The following is a 14,010-nucleotide window of genomic DNA, read 5'->3' as shown; positions in this document are numbered from 1 at the left end:
GGAGTGCGTTATTGGGGGATACGCACTCCGGAGCAGCTATTGGGTAGGCGGTTCATCCGGCCTACATATCGAGCTTACTTGGCGGTAGTGGGATAGCGCCAGCACCCCGAATAACTACTTTCGCTTTATTTTCCTGCCGCCGGAACGATCAGAATTGGATGCTCCTGGTGGTGGCTGAGCCATGCCGCCACGGAGCCGTTGAGCGCCGCGGAAATGCGGTGACCGAGTCCGGGTTCCGGGGTCCCCACCACGATCATGAGCGCGTTCGTCTCAGTGGCCAGCCTGCCGAGCGCCCGGGCCGGGTCGCCCGCCAGGGTGCGCAGGGTCCAGTCGATGGCCAGGCCTCCGCAGCGTGCCTCAATGACGGAGCGCAGCTCCTGGGTTGTCGCCCGGATCTCGTCGTTGTCCGTGTCCGGGTGCAGCGACAGCCGGTGCGCGGACCGCTCCGGGTCCCACTCCACGAGGTAGCTGGCCTCGTCCACATACGCGCAGACCAGAGGCACGGCGAGGCGCTTGGCAAGCGCGCCGGCGGTCTGCAGCACCTCGGGATGCTGTCCCGGAAGCACGGCCACCACGACGGGCGAGGGCCCGGCGGCGGACTCGGCGGACTCGGCAGACATACTTCATTCTTGCCCGGCGGTGTCGCCCTGAACAGGGACTTACTTCCCGGTCCCGCCGCCGGACCCGTTGTGGCGCCGGTCCCGGCGTATCCCTTGTACACCCCGGTGGCGGGGCCTACGGTTGAAGAACACAGGAGGAGGTGGCTGCCGTGGAGATCTACATGTGGTGGCTGGATCTGGATTTGGCGAGTAAGGAATGGCTCCGGGAAAACCTCCGGACCATCGAGCTGCCCGAGACCGTAAAGCGGGGGATCTTCGACGCTGGCGGCGCCGGGTCATTGACGGACGCGGACTGGGACTTTATCGAGACGCAGTCGGAGTTCGTCGACTGACGGCGCGGCCCGGCACGCCGGCGCACCGTCGCGGGACCACGGCGGCATCGCAAAAAAAATCGTTGCGGCCTTCCGGCGCGGGTGGTTGCATGGGGGGCATGGCTACTGCAGAGAGTTATGTCCTGGCGATCGGCACCAAGAAGGGTCTGTGGCTGGCGACCAGCCCGGACCGGCGGGAATGGTCCCTGTCCGGGCCGCATTTTCTGATGAGTGAAGTGCCCAGCATCGGCATCGACAGCCGCGGCGGGCGGACCCGGATCCTGGTGGGGGTCCGCTCCGAGCACTGGGGTCCCACCGTCTTTCACTCGGATGATCTGGGCGGGACGTGGGAGGAGCCAGAAAACGGCGCCATCACGTTCCCCGACGGGACGGACGCGGCCTTGGAACGGATCTGGCAGATCCACCCCGATGCCGAGTCCCGGCCCGGCGTCGTCTGGGCAGGGTGCGAGCCGATATCCGTCTGGAAATCGACCGACGGCGGCGAGCACTTCGAGCTCAACCGCGGCCTCTGGGACCATCCGCACCGCAGCGAATGGGGTGCCGGCTATGGCGGCGCCGCGGCCCACTCGATCGTCGTTGACCCCACGGGTGAGAAAGTCCACGTCGCCATGAGCACAGGCGGGGTCTACCGCTCGCTCGACGGCGGAGCTTCCTGGGAACCCCGCAACAGGGGGATCTCCGCCTACTTCATGCCGGACCCCAACCCGGAATTCGGCCAGTGCGTCCACAAGATCGCGGCGGACGCCGCCGTCGACGGCCGCCTGTATGCGCAGAACCACCACGGCGTGTACCGCAGCGACGACGACGCCGAATCGTGGGAATCGATCGCCGAAGGGCTCCCGGCGGACTTCGGCTTTGTGATGCTGACGCACCCGCGCCGGGCCGGTACGGCCTGGGTGATCCCGCTGAAGGCCGACGGCGAGCGGATTCCGCCTGACGGCAAGCTGGCGGTGCACCGGACGGACGACGCCGGTGCCAGCTGGAAGCGGCTCGACTCCGGTCTGCCGGACCCCGAGTACAACGCCGTGCTGCGCGATGCTGCGTGCGTCGACGAGGCTGAGCCCGCCGGCGTCTACTTCGGAACGCGGGGCGGCAGCGTCTATGCCAGTGCCGACGAGGGGGAGCACTTCAGCGAAGTGGCCTCGCACCTGCCGGACGTGCTGTGCGTGCGGGCTGCTACGGTCTCCGCTGCCCTGCTCCCGATGCAGCTGTGAACCATTGCAGCCGTGAAGGGCTGGAAGCGCATGAACGGCGTCGTGGCTAACGGCATGCCCGTGCCGGCGGATTCCGCGATCAGTGTGGTCCTGCCGAGCGTCCTCCAACCGCTGGCCGGCGGGCAGTCCATCCTGACTGCGCCCGCGGAGGAAGCGGTGACGGTGGAGTGGGTGCTGGATACGGTGACCGGGGATTATCCGGCGCTGTCGCGGCGGTTGCGGGATGAAACCGGCACCGTTCGCCGTTACGTGAATATATACGTCAACGGGAATGAGATCCGGCGGCTGCAGGGCTTGGTGACGACGGTGGCACCGGGCCAGGAAGTCCTGATCATCCAGTCCGTGGCGGGAGGCTGACGCCTCAGGCGACCCGCCAGACGGTGCATTCGTCCGCGTTGATGGCCTTCCGCATGCCGGAATGGCGGTCCATGATCCAAACGACGCCGATTCCGGGCGCCGTCTCCTGGACGCGGCCGCGGCGGATCACGACGTCGTCGTAGTTCGGGCCGACGCGCAAACGGGCCTCGATCTCGTCGCCGCGGTGCAGCTGGTCGAGGGCACGGATACGGGTTACATGGGTTTTCGCTTCCTTCAACATGGCGGGGGCCTCCTGGACTGGAGTTGGTGCCTGCTCTTGCCGGCCCTTCCAGTGTCCTGCGGCAATGTTGCGTCCGCGTTTCAGCACGGTAAGGGGACGGTTAGTTTTCGGCGGCGGCCCGATTTCCTGCCCCGGCTCCGGTCCGATTCTTGCTCCGATGGCCGCCTGCGCACGTCTTTGACCGCTTGCACGCACAACGGCGGCCCGCCCCCGAAGGGACGGGCCGCCGTCGTAGGTGCGGAACTTCCGGTTGAGTGCGGTGCCCGGTCAGGAGCGCCGCGGGCGGGCTACTTGACGCCGAGCTGCTTGGTGGGCACCTTGAAGGTTTCCTTGGCCGTCAGGGCCGCGATGGTGGCGATCAGGCAGATGACTGCGGTGAAAATGCTGATCTGGACCCAGCCGCCGGGCTGGATGCCGCCCATGGCCGCCACGATCGCCGGGGCGAAACCCGCCATGAGGAAGCCCAGCTGTGTGCCGATTGCGAGGCCGGAGAAGCGGACGTTGGTGCTGAACATCTCGGCGTAGAAGGAGGGCCAGACCGCGTTGGCCGCAGCGTAGCCGAAGGAGAAGAACGCGATTGCCGTGAGGAACATCAGCGGGACGCTGCCGGACTCGAGGCTCAGCAGGAAGACCGGGGTCAGGGCTGCGCTGGACAGTGCGCCGTAGATGAAGACCGGCTTCCGCCCGATCTTGTCGGCGAGCATGCCGAAGAGCGGCTGGGTGCCCAGGGCCATGAAGTTGGCGCCGACGACGAGCCAGAGGGTGGTGGTGCCGTCCACGCCGGCGACGTTCTTGGCGTAGCTGATGGCCAGGGTCCCGAATACGGTGGACACGGCGGCGATAAAGGCACAGGCGATCACGCGGAGGACATCGCGCCAGTGGCTCTTGAGGAGGTCGGCCACCGGGAGCTTGGAGATCTGCGCGGTCTTCCGGGCTTCCTCGAATGCCGGCGGTTCGTGCAGGGTGCGGCGGATGAAGAACGCGACCAGCACCACCACGGCGCTAAGCCAGAACGGGATGCGCCAGCCGATGCTGTACTTGATCTCATCGGGCAGGGCGAGGACCGGGATGAAGACGAGGGCCGCGAGGATCTGGCCGCCCTGGGTGCCCGTGAGCGTCCAGGAGGTGAAGAAGGAGCGGCGGTTGTCCGGGGCGTGCTCCAGCGTCATTGATGACGCGCCGGCCTGCTCGCCGGCCGCGGAAAAGCCCTGGCAAAGACGCGCCAGCACCAGCAGGACAGGAGCCCACCAGCCCACCGTCTTGAAGTCCGGCAGGCAGCCGATGGCAAAGGTGGAGGCGCCCATCAGCAGCAGCGTGAACATGAGGACCTTCCGGCGGCCGATCCTGTCGCCGAAGTGGCCGAGGACGACTGCGCCGATCGGGCGGGCAATGTAGGCGAAGCCGAAGGTAGCGAATGACATGATCGCCGCGTTGGTGTCGGCATCAGGGAAGAAAACATGCGGGAAGATCAGTGCCGCTGCCGAACCGAAGATGAAGAAGTCGTAGTACTCGACGGCGCTGCCCAGGAAGCTGGCAAGGGCCGCCTTCTTCGGCGTCCCTCCCGTGGTGGTGCCCGTCGCGGACGGGAGAGTCTGGCTCATGGTGTTCCTTTGGTGTGACGACGTTGTCGCGGATGGATCAGGAATGTCTCGACTGCCGCTTGCTTAAGTTTGGTGCAGCCGGAGGTCCGTGGAAAGACCCGGACTAGTAGCCACATGGTGGAAGCTACTTGTGCGATGTAGCAATCATGACTGTGAGCACAGTCACTTGTCAAGAAAAATAATCACCATCTAGAAATAGCTCTCACTATGTGGGAACATCTTTGTATGAGTGTGAATCAAGCCACAGACGAGTCCGCCGCCCCCGCCGTCCCTGGGGGAGCCCTTGTGAAGCCTGCCAAGGCCGCCAAGGAGGACTCTCGAACCGACATGGTGGGGAAAGCCCTGGGCCTGCTGGTCCTCCTGGGTGACGAGCCGCGCGGCGCCAGCGCCGCGGAGATCTCCCGCCGGGCCGATCTGCCGTTCAGCACCACGTACCGCCTGCTCGGCTCGCTGACGCGGGACGGCTTCGTGGACTACGAGCCCGACGGGCGCCGTTACCACCTGGGCCTGCGCGTCTTCCAGCTGGGCCAGCGGGTTTCCAATCATCACGGCTTCGCCGGCACGGCACTTCCCATCCTGCGCCGGGTGACCGAGGAAACGGGCGAGGCCACCATTCTTTCCGTGCGTGACGGCATCCACCATCTGACGGTGAACAAGGTGGACGGCCCGCGGACTTTCCGCGTCACAAGCGATCCCGGCCATCTGGGGGCGCTGCACACCACCTCGGTGGGTAAGGCGCTGGTGGCGTTCGCCGATGACGCCACCCGCGCCCAGCTTCTCGATGAACTGCCCCTCGATCCGCTGACGGAGCATTCCATTACCGATCGCGACGCGTTCCGGGCGGAGATTGAACTGGTCCGCCGCCGTGGCTACGCCACGATGGACGAGGAAAACGAGGCCGGCATGCGCGCCGTCGCGGTTCCGGTGTTCAACGCCCAGGGTCACGCGTTTGCCTCCCTCGCCACGGCCGTGCCGGTGTTCCGGCTCAGCATGGAGGACCTGGTGGCCTGCGTGCCCCTGCTCCAGTCGGCCGCAGCTGAGCTGTCGGCCCGGCTGCCCCAGCGGTGACGTGCTCCGCCCGCCGCCCTGGGGTGCCCCGGGATGGCAGGCGCCGTCGTAACAATATGTTCGTCATTCGAACAAGAGTGCAACATGTGAACAAAGTCTGTAGTGTAATCCCTATCACCCGGCCCGCCGCGGACGCCTCAAGCGCCACGGCCCGCCGAGTGCCGTTGTCAAAGGAGCTAACCGGATGAGCAATCGAGCAGAGTCCTTCCTCGTGGGCCTCGTGGGAGACGGCGTCATGCCCTCGCTCACGCCCTACATGCACGAACGCGAAGGCGACGTTCAGGGCCTCCGGTACCTCTACCGCCCCATCGACCTGATCGAACTTGGCCTGCCCGGTCAGGCCGTGGGGGATCTGCTGTCCGGTGCCCGGAGCCTCGGTTTCAACGGATTGAACATCACCCACCCCTGCAAGCAGCTCGTGCTCGACTACCTTGACGAGGTCTCCGCCGACGCCCGGCGACTCGGCGCCGTCAACACCGTCGTCATCCGGGACGGCCGCTTCATCGGGCATAACACCGACTTTTCCGGCTTCGCGGCGGCACTTGCCTCCGGTCTTCCCGGGGCCGCCCTGGACCGCGTGGTCCAGCTGGGGGCCGGCGGCGCCGGATCCGCCGTCGCCTACGCCCTGCTCACGGCGGGTGTCCGGGAACTGGACCTCGTGGACACGGATGCGGCGCGCTGCGCCGCCCGGGCTGCAGAACTCGGCGGATTCTTCCCGGACCGGACGGTCACGGCCCGCACGACGGCGGAGCTGCCGCAGCTCATGCCCCGGGCCGACGGCCTGGTGCACTGCACCCCGGTCGGCATGGCCGCGCATCCGGGCGTCCCGCTGGACATGTCCCTCGTGGAGTCCCGGCACTGGGTGGCCGACATCGTGTACCGGCCGATCGAAACCGAGCTCGTCCGTGCGGCCCGGGCCAAGGGCTGCGAGGTCCTTGACGGCGGCCGGATGGCCGTGGGGCAGGCCGCGGACGCGTTCCGGATCTTCACCGGGCGTGAGCCTGACGCGGACCGCATGCGCTCCCACTTCCTGGAACTCGTGGCCGCGGAAGAGGTGGCAGCCTGATGCGCACCGGAATCGCGACCGTCTGCCTCTCCGGCACCCTGCGGGAAAAAATGCGGGCCTGTGCGGTTGCCGGCTTTGACGGCATTGAAATCTTCGAACAGGACCTCGTCACGTCATCGCTGAGCCCGGAGGATGTCCGGAAGCTGGCCGCCGACCTCGGACTCACGCTGGACCTCTACCAGCCGTTCCGCGACTTTGACAGCGTTCCCGAGGATCTGCTCGCCGCCAATCTGCGCCGCGCGGACGCCAAGTTCCGGCTCATGTCCCGGCTGGGCATGGACACCATGCTGCTGTGCTCCAACGTGGGCACGGCCACGATCGACGACGACGAACTCCGGGCCACCCAGCTCTCCCGGCTCGCGGACCTCGCGGGCGAACACGGCGTCAAGGTCGCCTACGAGGCCCTGGCCTGGGGCAAATACGTCAGCGACTACGAGCACGCCCACCGACTGGTTGACATGGTGGACCACCCCCACCTGGGCACCTGCCTGGACTCCTTCCACATCCTCTCCCGCGGCTGGGACACCGCGCCGATTGAGGCCTTCAACCCGGCGAAAATCTTCTTCGTCCAGGTGGCCGATGCCCCCAAGCTGACGATGGACGTGCTGTCATGGAGCCGGCACTACCGGGTGTTCCCGGGCGAGGGCCAGTTCGACCTCGCCAAGTTCATGGGCCACGTGGTCCGCGCCGGCTACACCGGACCGGTATCTCTGGAAGTGTTCAACGACGTCTTCCGCCAGTCCGACGTCGAACGCACGGCCGTCGATGCCATGCGGTCGCTGATCTGGCTCGAAGAGCAGAGCGCCCGATGGCTCGAGGCCAACCCGGCCGCGGCTGAAAGCGGTGCGGCCGGCACTGCGGCCCGGCGCCGCTACCCGATGGAGCTTGCCACGCTTCCCCGGGTGGCCGAGCCCGCCGGCTTCAACTTCGCCGAAGTCCGGGCCGGGGACACCGCCGGCCTGGAAACGCTGCTCGGCCAGCTGGGATTCGCGTTCAACGGGCGCCATCGCACCAAGAACGTGCAATTGTGGACCATGGGCCGCGCCCGCTTGATCATCAACGAAGAACCCCCCGCCGGTCAGCAGGCGTCCGCCCCCGCTGCCATTTCCACTGCTATTTCGGCCGTGGGGTTCGACGTCGACTCTCCCGTCATCGCCGCCGCCCGCGCCCAGCAGCTCAAGGCCCCCGCGGTGCCGCGCAAGAGCCAGGCCAACGAGGAAGTCTTCCAGGGCTTCGCAGCGCCGGACTCCACCGAGATCTTCCTCTGCCAGGGCAGCCCGGACGGCACGGCGGCCTGGGTCGGCGAATTCGGGGAGCCTCACGAACCCGGCGACGGACTGCCTCCCGTTGTTACAGCCGGCGGCACCGCTCCCGCCGCGGGTTCCGCGGCCGGTACCGTGATCGACCACGTGAACCTGGCCCAGCCGTGGCAGCACTTCGACGAGGCCGTGCTCTTCTACACGAGCGCCCTCGCGCTGGAACCGCAGCCGTATGCCGAGGTGGCGAGCCCCACCGGGCTGGTCCGCTCCCAGGTGATGCTCACCGAGGACCGGGGCGTCCGCCTGGTGCTGAACCTGGCACCGTTGCTGCAGCAGGAGGCCGCCGGAACAAAAGAGCCCGGCGAGTCAGGGACCGGCCACCGCCGCACCTACCAGGAGCACGTGGCCTTCGCGGTGACTGACCTCGTGGCCACGGCCCGTGCCGCCCGGGACCGCGGCCTGGACTTCCTGCAGATTCCGGCGAACTACTACGAGGACCTCGACGCCCGGTTCGCCCTAGACCCGGACTTCCTGGCCACGCTCCGCGAGTTCAACCTGCTCTATGACCGTGATGCCGACGGCGAATTCCTGCATTTCTACACGGCCACGGTAGGCAGCGTGTTTTTCGAAATGGTGGAACGCCGCGGCGCCTACGACGGCTACGGCGCTCCGAACGCACCCGTGCGGCACGCCGTCCAGTACGACCACCTGCACCAGCTGACCCGCAGTTCCTGATCCCCACCCGAACAACAATCACACCCATGAAAGGAGGCTGCTGTGCCTGAAGAATTGAACCTCGAGATCTTCAACGCCGACCCGATCACCGAAGACGTGTCCGACGAAGCCACGGAGGCCGCACCAAAGACGTACGCGCCTCTCGATGCCGCCGCAGAGTCCCAGGCGGACCTCAGCGCCGAGATGAAGGCGATCGGCGAGGCCTACGCGCTGGCCCTCAAGAACGGCGCCCCGGCCGAAACCCAGCCGCGGCTCGACTACGCGCCCTACCGCAGCAGCGTCCTGCGCCACCCCACCAAGGACCTGCACCACGCGGACCCGGAAACCATCGAGCTCTACTCTCCGGCGTTCGGGCACATGGACGTGCACGCGCTGGAGGCGGACCTGACCATCCAGCACAACGGTGAACCGCTGGGCGAACGCATCGTGGTCTCCGGCCGCGTGCTCGACGGCGACGGCCGTCCCGTCGCCGGCCAGCTCGTGGAGATCTGGCAGGCGAACTCCGCCGGACGCTACATCCACAAACGGGACCAGCACCCGGCACCGCTGGACCCCAACTTCACCGGCGTCGGACGCTGCATCACGGGCGCCGACGGCTCCTACAGCTTCACCACCATCAAGCCCGGCGCCTACCCCTGGAAGAATCACCTCAACGCCTGGCGACCGGCCCACATCCACTTCTCCCTGTTCGGGCAGGAGTTCACCCAGCGGATCGTCACCCAGATGTACTTCCCCGGTGACCAGCTCTTCCCGCTGGACCCGATCTACCAGTCGATCGTGGACCAGGACGCCCGCGACCGGCTCGTGGCCACCTACAACCACGAGCAGACCAGGCCTGAATGGGCTCTGGCATACAACTGGGACATTGTCCTGACCGGGCCCAAACGGACCTGGACCGAGAACGAAGCCCTGGGAGCAGAGGGAGATGACCATGAGTAAACTCACCCCGACACCGGGCCAGACCGTGGGCCCGTTCTACGGCTACGCCCTGCCCTACGCCAAGGACCGCGAGCTGCTCGCCCCCGGGTCCCCGGGCTCCATCCGGCTCCAGGGCACTGTCTATGACGGCGCCGGCCACCCGATCCCGGACGCCATCCTGGAAATCTGGCAGGCCGACGCGGACGGCAGGGTTCCGCACCACACGGGCTCTCTGGTCCGCGACGGCTATACCTTCACCGGGTTCGGCCGCAGCGCGGTGGGCAACACCGGCGTCTTCACGTTCACGACCGTGAATCCGGGACCCACCGAAGAGGGCGCGGCGCCGTTCATCGCTGTTGCGGTCTTCGCCCGCGGCCTCATGAACCGCCTGTTCACCCGGATCTACCTGCCGGAGAACGAGGAGGCCCTGGCCAAGGATCCGCTGCTGTCCTCCCTGGAGCCGGACCGCCGCGAGACCCTGATCGCCCGCCGGGATCCCGACGGCGGCCTGACCTGGGACATCCGCCTCCAAGGCGACGGCGAGACCGTGTTCCTGGATTTCAGCGACGTCGAGGGTGCCTCGAAGTGACCTCCTTCGAGACCGGCGGCACGGGCCTGCACGGCGACTTTGGCCTGCTGAACCCCGTGTCGGCGTCGCCCCTGGTGGCTGCGCTGACCGGGGACCGTGCAGTGCTCGCCGCCATCCTGGAGGTCGAGGCGGCCTGGGCGGCGGTCCTGGATGAGGCGGGCCTTGCTCCGGCCGGGTCCGCAGCGGTGGTGGCCACCGCCGCGCAGGTGCAGCGCTACGACGTCGCAGACATCGCCGTGCGCGCTCAGGGCGGCGGAAACCCGGTCATCCCGCTGCTCGCCGACCTCCGTGAACAGGTCAGGGCCCTAGACGGCGCCGGCCTTGGCGCGGTACGGGCCGTCCACACGTCGCTGACCAGCCAGGACGTCCTCGACTCGGCCCTGATGGTGCTCGCCGCCGGGGCCGTGCGCGAGCTGCGCACCGAACTCACGGCGGCGACGTCGGCCCTCGCCGGCCTGGCCGAAGCCCATGCCCGGACTCTCTGCGTGGGCCGCAGCCTGACCCAGCACTCGCTGCCCTTCAGCTTCGGACTCCGGGCCGCGCAGTGGTTTGCCGGGCTGGCCGCCGCCGGCCGCCGGCTCGAAGCCCTCGAACTGCCGGTCCAGACCGGCGGCGCCGCCGGGACCCTGGCCGCCGGCACTGTACTGACGTCCGGCGGTGCACGAACGTCCGGCACCCGGCAGACCGCCGGACCCCTGTCACCCTTCGATCTCTCCGACCGGCTGGCCGCCCGCCTCGGACTCGCCACCGTTCCGGCTCCCTGGCACACCAACCGTGTTGCCGTGACCTCGCTCGGCGATGCCCTGGCCACCGTGACGGACGCCGCCGGAAAGATCGCTGCCGACGTCCTGTTCCTGAGCCGGCCGGAAGTGGGGGAGCTGGCCGAACCGCGCGCCGCGGGCCGCGGCGTGTCCTCGGCCATGCCGCAGAAGCAGAACCCGGTGCTGTCCGTGCTGATCCGCAGCGCCGCCCTGCAGGCGCCAGCCCTGGCCGCCCAACTGCACCTTGCCGCCGCCAATTTCAATGACGAACGGCCCGACGGAGCCTGGCACAGCGAATGGGCGGCCCTGCGCCAGCTGCTGCGCCTGGCCCTGGGCGCCGCAGGTCAGCTCCGCGAACTGGCCGAAGGGCTGCAGGTGTTCCCCGGTCCCATGCGACGCAACCTCGACCTCGCCGGCCCGCTGCTTCTTTCCGAAGCCGTCAACTCCGCCGTCGCGCCGCTCCTGGACGCCCGCGGCACTGGAACGGGACCGGGCCGTGCCGGCAAGCAACTCCTGCAGGAGGTCGTCGACCAGACCCTCCAGGCCCCGGCCTCGGAGCAGGCGGCCACCTACCGGAAACTGCTCCGCGCGGCCGTCCCTGAGGAACTGCTCGCGCACAGCCGGCTTGAGGAGCTCCTGGACCCGGCCAACTACCTCGGCCAGGCCGTTGAGATCACCCGCCGCATCCTCGCGGCGTACCCGGAATACGCCGCCGGCCCGGCCTCACCGGAATATGACCGTGCCACCGCCCACCAACTCCAGAACGGAGCCCCCCGTGGCTAGACCTACCGTCAAAGCAGTCCTGCTCTCGCCCCAGCGCGCGCTCGGCGACAAGCCCCTCCTGATCGTGGGGCCCTCGCTCGGGACGTCCTCGCTGCTGTGGAGCCAGGCCGGCACCCTGCTGGGGTCCGACGTCGACGTCGTCGCCTGGGACCTGCCCGGCCACGGCGTCTCGCCCGCGGCGCAAGAGACGTTCACTGTCGCTGAACTGGCCGACGCCGTGATCGGCCTGGTCGATTCGATCGCCCCCGGCGCACGCTTCCACTACGCCGGGGTGTCGCTCGGCGGGGCCACCGGCCTGCAACTGGGCATTAAGCACGGCGACCGGCTCAAGAGCCTCTCCGTGCAGTGCTCCGGCGCGAAGCTGGGCACTCCCGAGGGCTGGCTGGAACGGGCCGAGACCGTGCGCACCCAGGGAACCCCGGTGATGATCCAGGGATCCGCTCAGCGCTGGTTCGCCCCGGGGTTCATGGACCGCCAGCCGGAGCTCAGCGGCCGGCTCCTGCACACCCTCCGTGACGCCGACCGCTTCAGCTACGCCTTCTGCTGCGATGCCCTGGCGGGCTTTGACGTCCGGGACCAGCTCGGCACCATCCGAGTCCCCACCCAGGTGATTGCCGGCGCCCTGGACTCCGTGGCTCCGCCCTCGATGGCCGAGGAAGTGGCCGCGGGCATCACCGCCGGCGGCGGCACCGCCACGGCCGTCAGCCTGGAGGGCGTGGCACACCTGGCCCCGTTCGAGGCACCTGCCCACGTTGCCGAACTACTCAAGAGCCTCATCACCTGGACCGAGACCCAAGGAGCCGGCGAATGAGCGACCCGGAGCTCGACGGACCCCAGCGAAACGGCGTAGTCCAGCCCGGCGCGACAAGCCAGGAAATCTACGACGGCGGCATGAAAGTCCGCCGCGAAGTCCTCGGCGCCGCGCACGTGGACCGTGCCAACGCCAACAAGGATGCCTTCACCGAGGACTTCCAGGACATGATCACCAGGATCGCCTGGGGCGGCATCTGGACCCGGCCCGGGATCAGCCGGCCGATGCGTTCCGCCGTCACCATCACCGCCATGGTGGCGCACGGGCACTGGGAAGAACTGGCCATGCATATCCGCGCCGCCATCACCAACGGCCTGAGCCGGGATGAGATCAAGGAAATCCTGCTCCAGACCGCCATCTACTGCGGAGTCCCCTCCGCCAACACCGCCTTCAAGACCGCCCAGCAGGTCTTTGCTGAGCTCGACGAAACCCCCACCCCACCCAACTAGCTGGCAGCAGATGTCGTTATGAGCCCTCATAACGACATTAACTGCGACCTAGTTGGGATTATCAGACTGAATCAGAGGAATGGTTATGAATCAGGCTTTTGTTTACGATGCCGTGCGGACGCCGTTCGGGAAGTTCGGCGGCGGGCTCGCGGCCGTGCGTCCGGATGATCTTGCCGCGCACGTGATCCGGGAAGCGGTGAAGCGTGCCCCGGGCCTCGATGTGGAGCGGATCGATGAGGTGGTGTTCGGCAACGCGAACGGCGCGGGCGAGGAGAACCGCAACGTCGCCCGGATGGGGACGCTGCTGGCCGGGCTGCCGGTCTCGATCCCGGGGACCACGGTCAACCGTTTGTGCGGGTCCTCTTTGGATGCGGCGATCATCGCGTCCCGGCAGATCACCACTGGTGACGCGGAGCTGATGCTGGTCGGCGGGGCGGAGTCGATGTCCCGGGCGCCGTGGGTGCTGCCGAAGACGGAGAAGCCCTACCCGGCCGGGGACCTGACCCTGGCCTCGACCACGCTGGGCTGGCGCCTGGTGAACCCGGCGATGCGCCCGGAGTGGACGATTTCCCTGGGCGAGGCCACCGAACGGCTGGCGGAGAAGTACGGGATCACCCGGGCGGCGCAGGACGAGTTCTCCGCCGCCTCGCACAACCTTGCCGCGGCGGCGTGGGACGAGGGCTTCTATGACAGCCTCGTCGCCCCGGTCCCGGGCACGGACCTGGTCCGGGACGAGGGGATCCGTCCGGGGTCCTCGGCGGAGAAGCTCGCCGGGCTCAAGACGGTGTTCCGGGCCGAGAACGGCACCGTGACGGCCGGGAACGCGTCCCCGCTCTCGGACGGCGCCTCCGCGGCGTGGCTCGGATCCGAGGCCGCGGCCGGGCTCCTGGGGATGGACCCGCTGGCTAGGATCGCCGGGCGCGGCGCGCACGCGAACGACCCGCAGTACTTCGGCTACGCCCCGGTCGAGGCCGCGAACAAGGCCCTCGCGAAGGCCGGGATCGGCTGGGACCAGGTCGGCGCCGTGGAACTGAACGAGGCGTTCGCCGCGCAGTCCCTGGCCTGCATCACCGCCTGGGGCATCGATGCCTCGATCGTGAACCGGCACGGCGGCGCGATCGCGATGGGCCACCCGCTGGGCGCCTCGGGCGGCCGGATCCTGGGCACCCTGGCCCGCACCCTGCAGGCCACCGGGGAACGCTGGGG

15 protein-coding genes are annotated in these 14,010 nt (G+C 68.3%); 12 read left to right on the top strand and 3 right to left on the bottom strand.

Going from position 1 to position 14,010, the window contains the following annotated elements; all coding sequences use genetic code 11:
- Nucleotides 1-125 precede the first annotated feature (125 nt).
- The gene (locus tag BLR03_RS01295; protein ID WP_091248424.1) at nucleotides 126-620 is read right to left on the bottom strand and encodes a universal stress protein; all 495 of its coding nucleotides are present in this window, start codon (nucleotides 618-620) and stop codon (nucleotides 126-128) included.
- Nucleotides 621-769: 149 nt separating this feature from the next.
- Here BLR03_RS01295 and BLR03_RS01290 point away from each other — a divergent pair, with 149 nt between their 5' ends.
- From BLR03_RS01290 to BLR03_RS01280, 3 genes are all read left to right on the top strand, one after another.
- A complete protein-coding gene (locus BLR03_RS01290; RefSeq protein ID WP_091248826.1) occupies nucleotides 770-952 on the top strand; it encodes a hypothetical protein in 183 nt (60 codons plus the stop codon).
- 89 nt (nucleotides 953-1,041) lie between these two features.
- Entirely contained in the window at nucleotides 1,042-2,166 is a 1,125-nt protein-coding gene (locus tag BLR03_RS01285) for a WD40/YVTN/BNR-like repeat-containing protein (RefSeq protein ID WP_091248422.1), read from the top strand.
- Nucleotides 2,167-2,220: 54 nt separating this feature from the next.
- The gene (locus BLR03_RS01280; protein WP_091248824.1) at nucleotides 2,221-2,523 is read left to right on the top strand and encodes a MoaD/ThiS family protein; all 303 of its coding nucleotides are present in this window, start codon (nucleotides 2,221-2,223) and stop codon (nucleotides 2,521-2,523) included.
- Between the two features lie 4 nt (nucleotides 2,524-2,527).
- Here BLR03_RS01280 and BLR03_RS01275 read toward each other — a convergent pair whose 3' ends face one another.
- Together BLR03_RS01275 and BLR03_RS01270 are read right to left on the bottom strand one after the other, a co-directional pair.
- On the bottom strand, nucleotides 2,528-2,764 hold the full coding sequence (locus tag BLR03_RS01275) for a hypothetical protein (RefSeq protein WP_091248419.1): 237 nt from the start codon (nucleotides 2,762-2,764) through the stop codon (nucleotides 2,528-2,530).
- Nucleotides 2,765-3,051: 287 nt separating this feature from the next.
- Nucleotides 3,052-4,365: an MFS transporter gene (locus tag BLR03_RS01270; protein ID WP_091248417.1), complete on the bottom strand. Its 1,314-nt coding sequence runs from the start codon at nucleotides 4,363-4,365 to the stop codon at nucleotides 3,052-3,054.
- Nucleotides 4,366-4,590: 225 nt separating this feature from the next.
- On the opposite strand from BLR03_RS01270, the gene BLR03_RS01265 reads away from it, so the two are divergent.
- From BLR03_RS01265 to BLR03_RS24665, 9 genes are all read left to right on the top strand, one after another.
- Complete coding sequence (locus tag BLR03_RS01265; RefSeq protein WP_175460363.1) at nucleotides 4,591-5,433, top strand: IclR family transcriptional regulator; 843 nt, start codon at nucleotides 4,591-4,593, stop codon at nucleotides 5,431-5,433.
- 184 nt (nucleotides 5,434-5,617) lie between these two features.
- Nucleotides 5,618-6,499, top strand: a complete 882-nt coding sequence (locus BLR03_RS01260; protein ID WP_091248411.1) for a shikimate dehydrogenase — start codon at nucleotides 5,618-5,620, stop codon at nucleotides 6,497-6,499.
- On the top strand, nucleotides 6,499-8,493 hold the full coding sequence (locus BLR03_RS01255; protein WP_091248406.1) for a bifunctional sugar phosphate isomerase/epimerase/4-hydroxyphenylpyruvate dioxygenase family protein: 1,995 nt from the start codon (nucleotides 6,499-6,501) through the stop codon (nucleotides 8,491-8,493). The genes BLR03_RS01260 and BLR03_RS01255 overlap by 1 nt, the downstream gene beginning before the upstream one ends.
- Nucleotides 8,494-8,589: 96 nt before the next feature.
- Entirely contained in the window at nucleotides 8,590-9,432 is an 843-nt protein-coding gene (pcaH, locus tag BLR03_RS01250) for a protocatechuate 3,4-dioxygenase subunit beta (protein WP_254788117.1), read from the top strand.
- Nucleotides 9,425-10,000 (top strand): protocatechuate 3,4-dioxygenase subunit alpha, encoded by a 576-nt coding sequence (gene pcaG, locus BLR03_RS01245; RefSeq protein WP_091248400.1) that lies wholly within the window; start codon nucleotides 9,425-9,427, stop codon nucleotides 9,998-10,000. Before pcaH ends, pcaG begins: the two co-directional genes overlap by 8 nt.
- Nucleotides 9,997-11,544, top strand: coding sequence for a lyase family protein (locus BLR03_RS01240; RefSeq protein WP_091248397.1), 1,548 nt, complete (start codon nucleotides 9,997-9,999; stop codon nucleotides 11,542-11,544). The genes pcaG and BLR03_RS01240 overlap by 4 nt, the downstream gene beginning before the upstream one ends.
- Nucleotides 11,537-12,355: an alpha/beta fold hydrolase gene (locus tag BLR03_RS01235; protein WP_091248394.1), complete on the top strand. Its 819-nt coding sequence runs from the start codon at nucleotides 11,537-11,539 to the stop codon at nucleotides 12,353-12,355. Before BLR03_RS01240 ends, BLR03_RS01235 begins: the two co-directional genes overlap by 8 nt.
- Complete coding sequence (gene pcaC / locus BLR03_RS01230; protein ID WP_091248391.1) at nucleotides 12,352-12,804, top strand: 4-carboxymuconolactone decarboxylase; 453 nt, start codon at nucleotides 12,352-12,354, stop codon at nucleotides 12,802-12,804. The genes BLR03_RS01235 and pcaC overlap by 4 nt, the downstream gene beginning before the upstream one ends.
- A gap of 85 nt (nucleotides 12,805-12,889) precedes the next feature.
- On the top strand, nucleotides 12,890-14,010 hold a 1,121-nt coding region (locus BLR03_RS24665), incomplete at its 3' end, for a thiolase family protein (RefSeq protein ID WP_217639730.1).

Source organism: Arthrobacter sp. ok909, from assembly GCF_900104405.1.
Lineage (GTDB): Bacteria > Actinomycetota > Actinomycetes > Actinomycetales > Micrococcaceae > Arthrobacter > Arthrobacter humicola.
Note: the sequence above shows the minus strand (reverse complement) of the source record. Positions and strands in the feature narration are given on the sequence as shown.

Excerpts from the sequence above, each read along its gene's own strand:
- BLR03_RS01265 (WP_175460363.1), top strand. The coding sequence starts at position 4,591 with ATGAGTGTGAATCAAGCCACAGACGAGTCCGCCGCCCCCGCCGTCCCT.
- BLR03_RS01275 (WP_091248419.1), bottom strand. The coding sequence starts at position 2,764 with ATGTTGAAGGAAGCGAAAACCCATGTAACCCGTATCCGTGCCCTCGAC.
- BLR03_RS01280 (WP_091248824.1), top strand. The coding sequence starts at position 2,221 with ATGCCCGTGCCGGCGGATTCCGCGATCAGTGTGGTCCTGCCGAGCGTC.
- pcaC (WP_091248391.1), top strand. The coding sequence starts at position 12,352 with ATGAGCGACCCGGAGCTCGACGGACCCCAGCGAAACGGCGTAGTCCAG.
- BLR03_RS01270 (WP_091248417.1), bottom strand. The coding sequence starts at position 4,365 with ATGAGCCAGACTCTCCCGTCCGCGACGGGCACCACCACGGGAGGGACG.
- BLR03_RS01295 (WP_091248424.1), bottom strand. The coding sequence starts at position 620 with ATGTCTGCCGAGTCCGCCGAGTCCGCCGCCGGGCCCTCGCCCGTCGTG.
- BLR03_RS01285 (WP_091248422.1), top strand. The coding sequence starts at position 1,042 with ATGGGGGGCATGGCTACTGCAGAGAGTTATGTCCTGGCGATCGGCACC.
- BLR03_RS01255 (WP_091248406.1), top strand. The coding sequence starts at position 6,499 with ATGCGCACCGGAATCGCGACCGTCTGCCTCTCCGGCACCCTGCGGGAA.
- BLR03_RS01260 (WP_091248411.1), top strand. The coding sequence starts at position 5,618 with ATGAGCAATCGAGCAGAGTCCTTCCTCGTGGGCCTCGTGGGAGACGGC.
- pcaG (WP_091248400.1), top strand. The coding sequence starts at position 9,425 with ATGAGTAAACTCACCCCGACACCGGGCCAGACCGTGGGCCCGTTCTAC.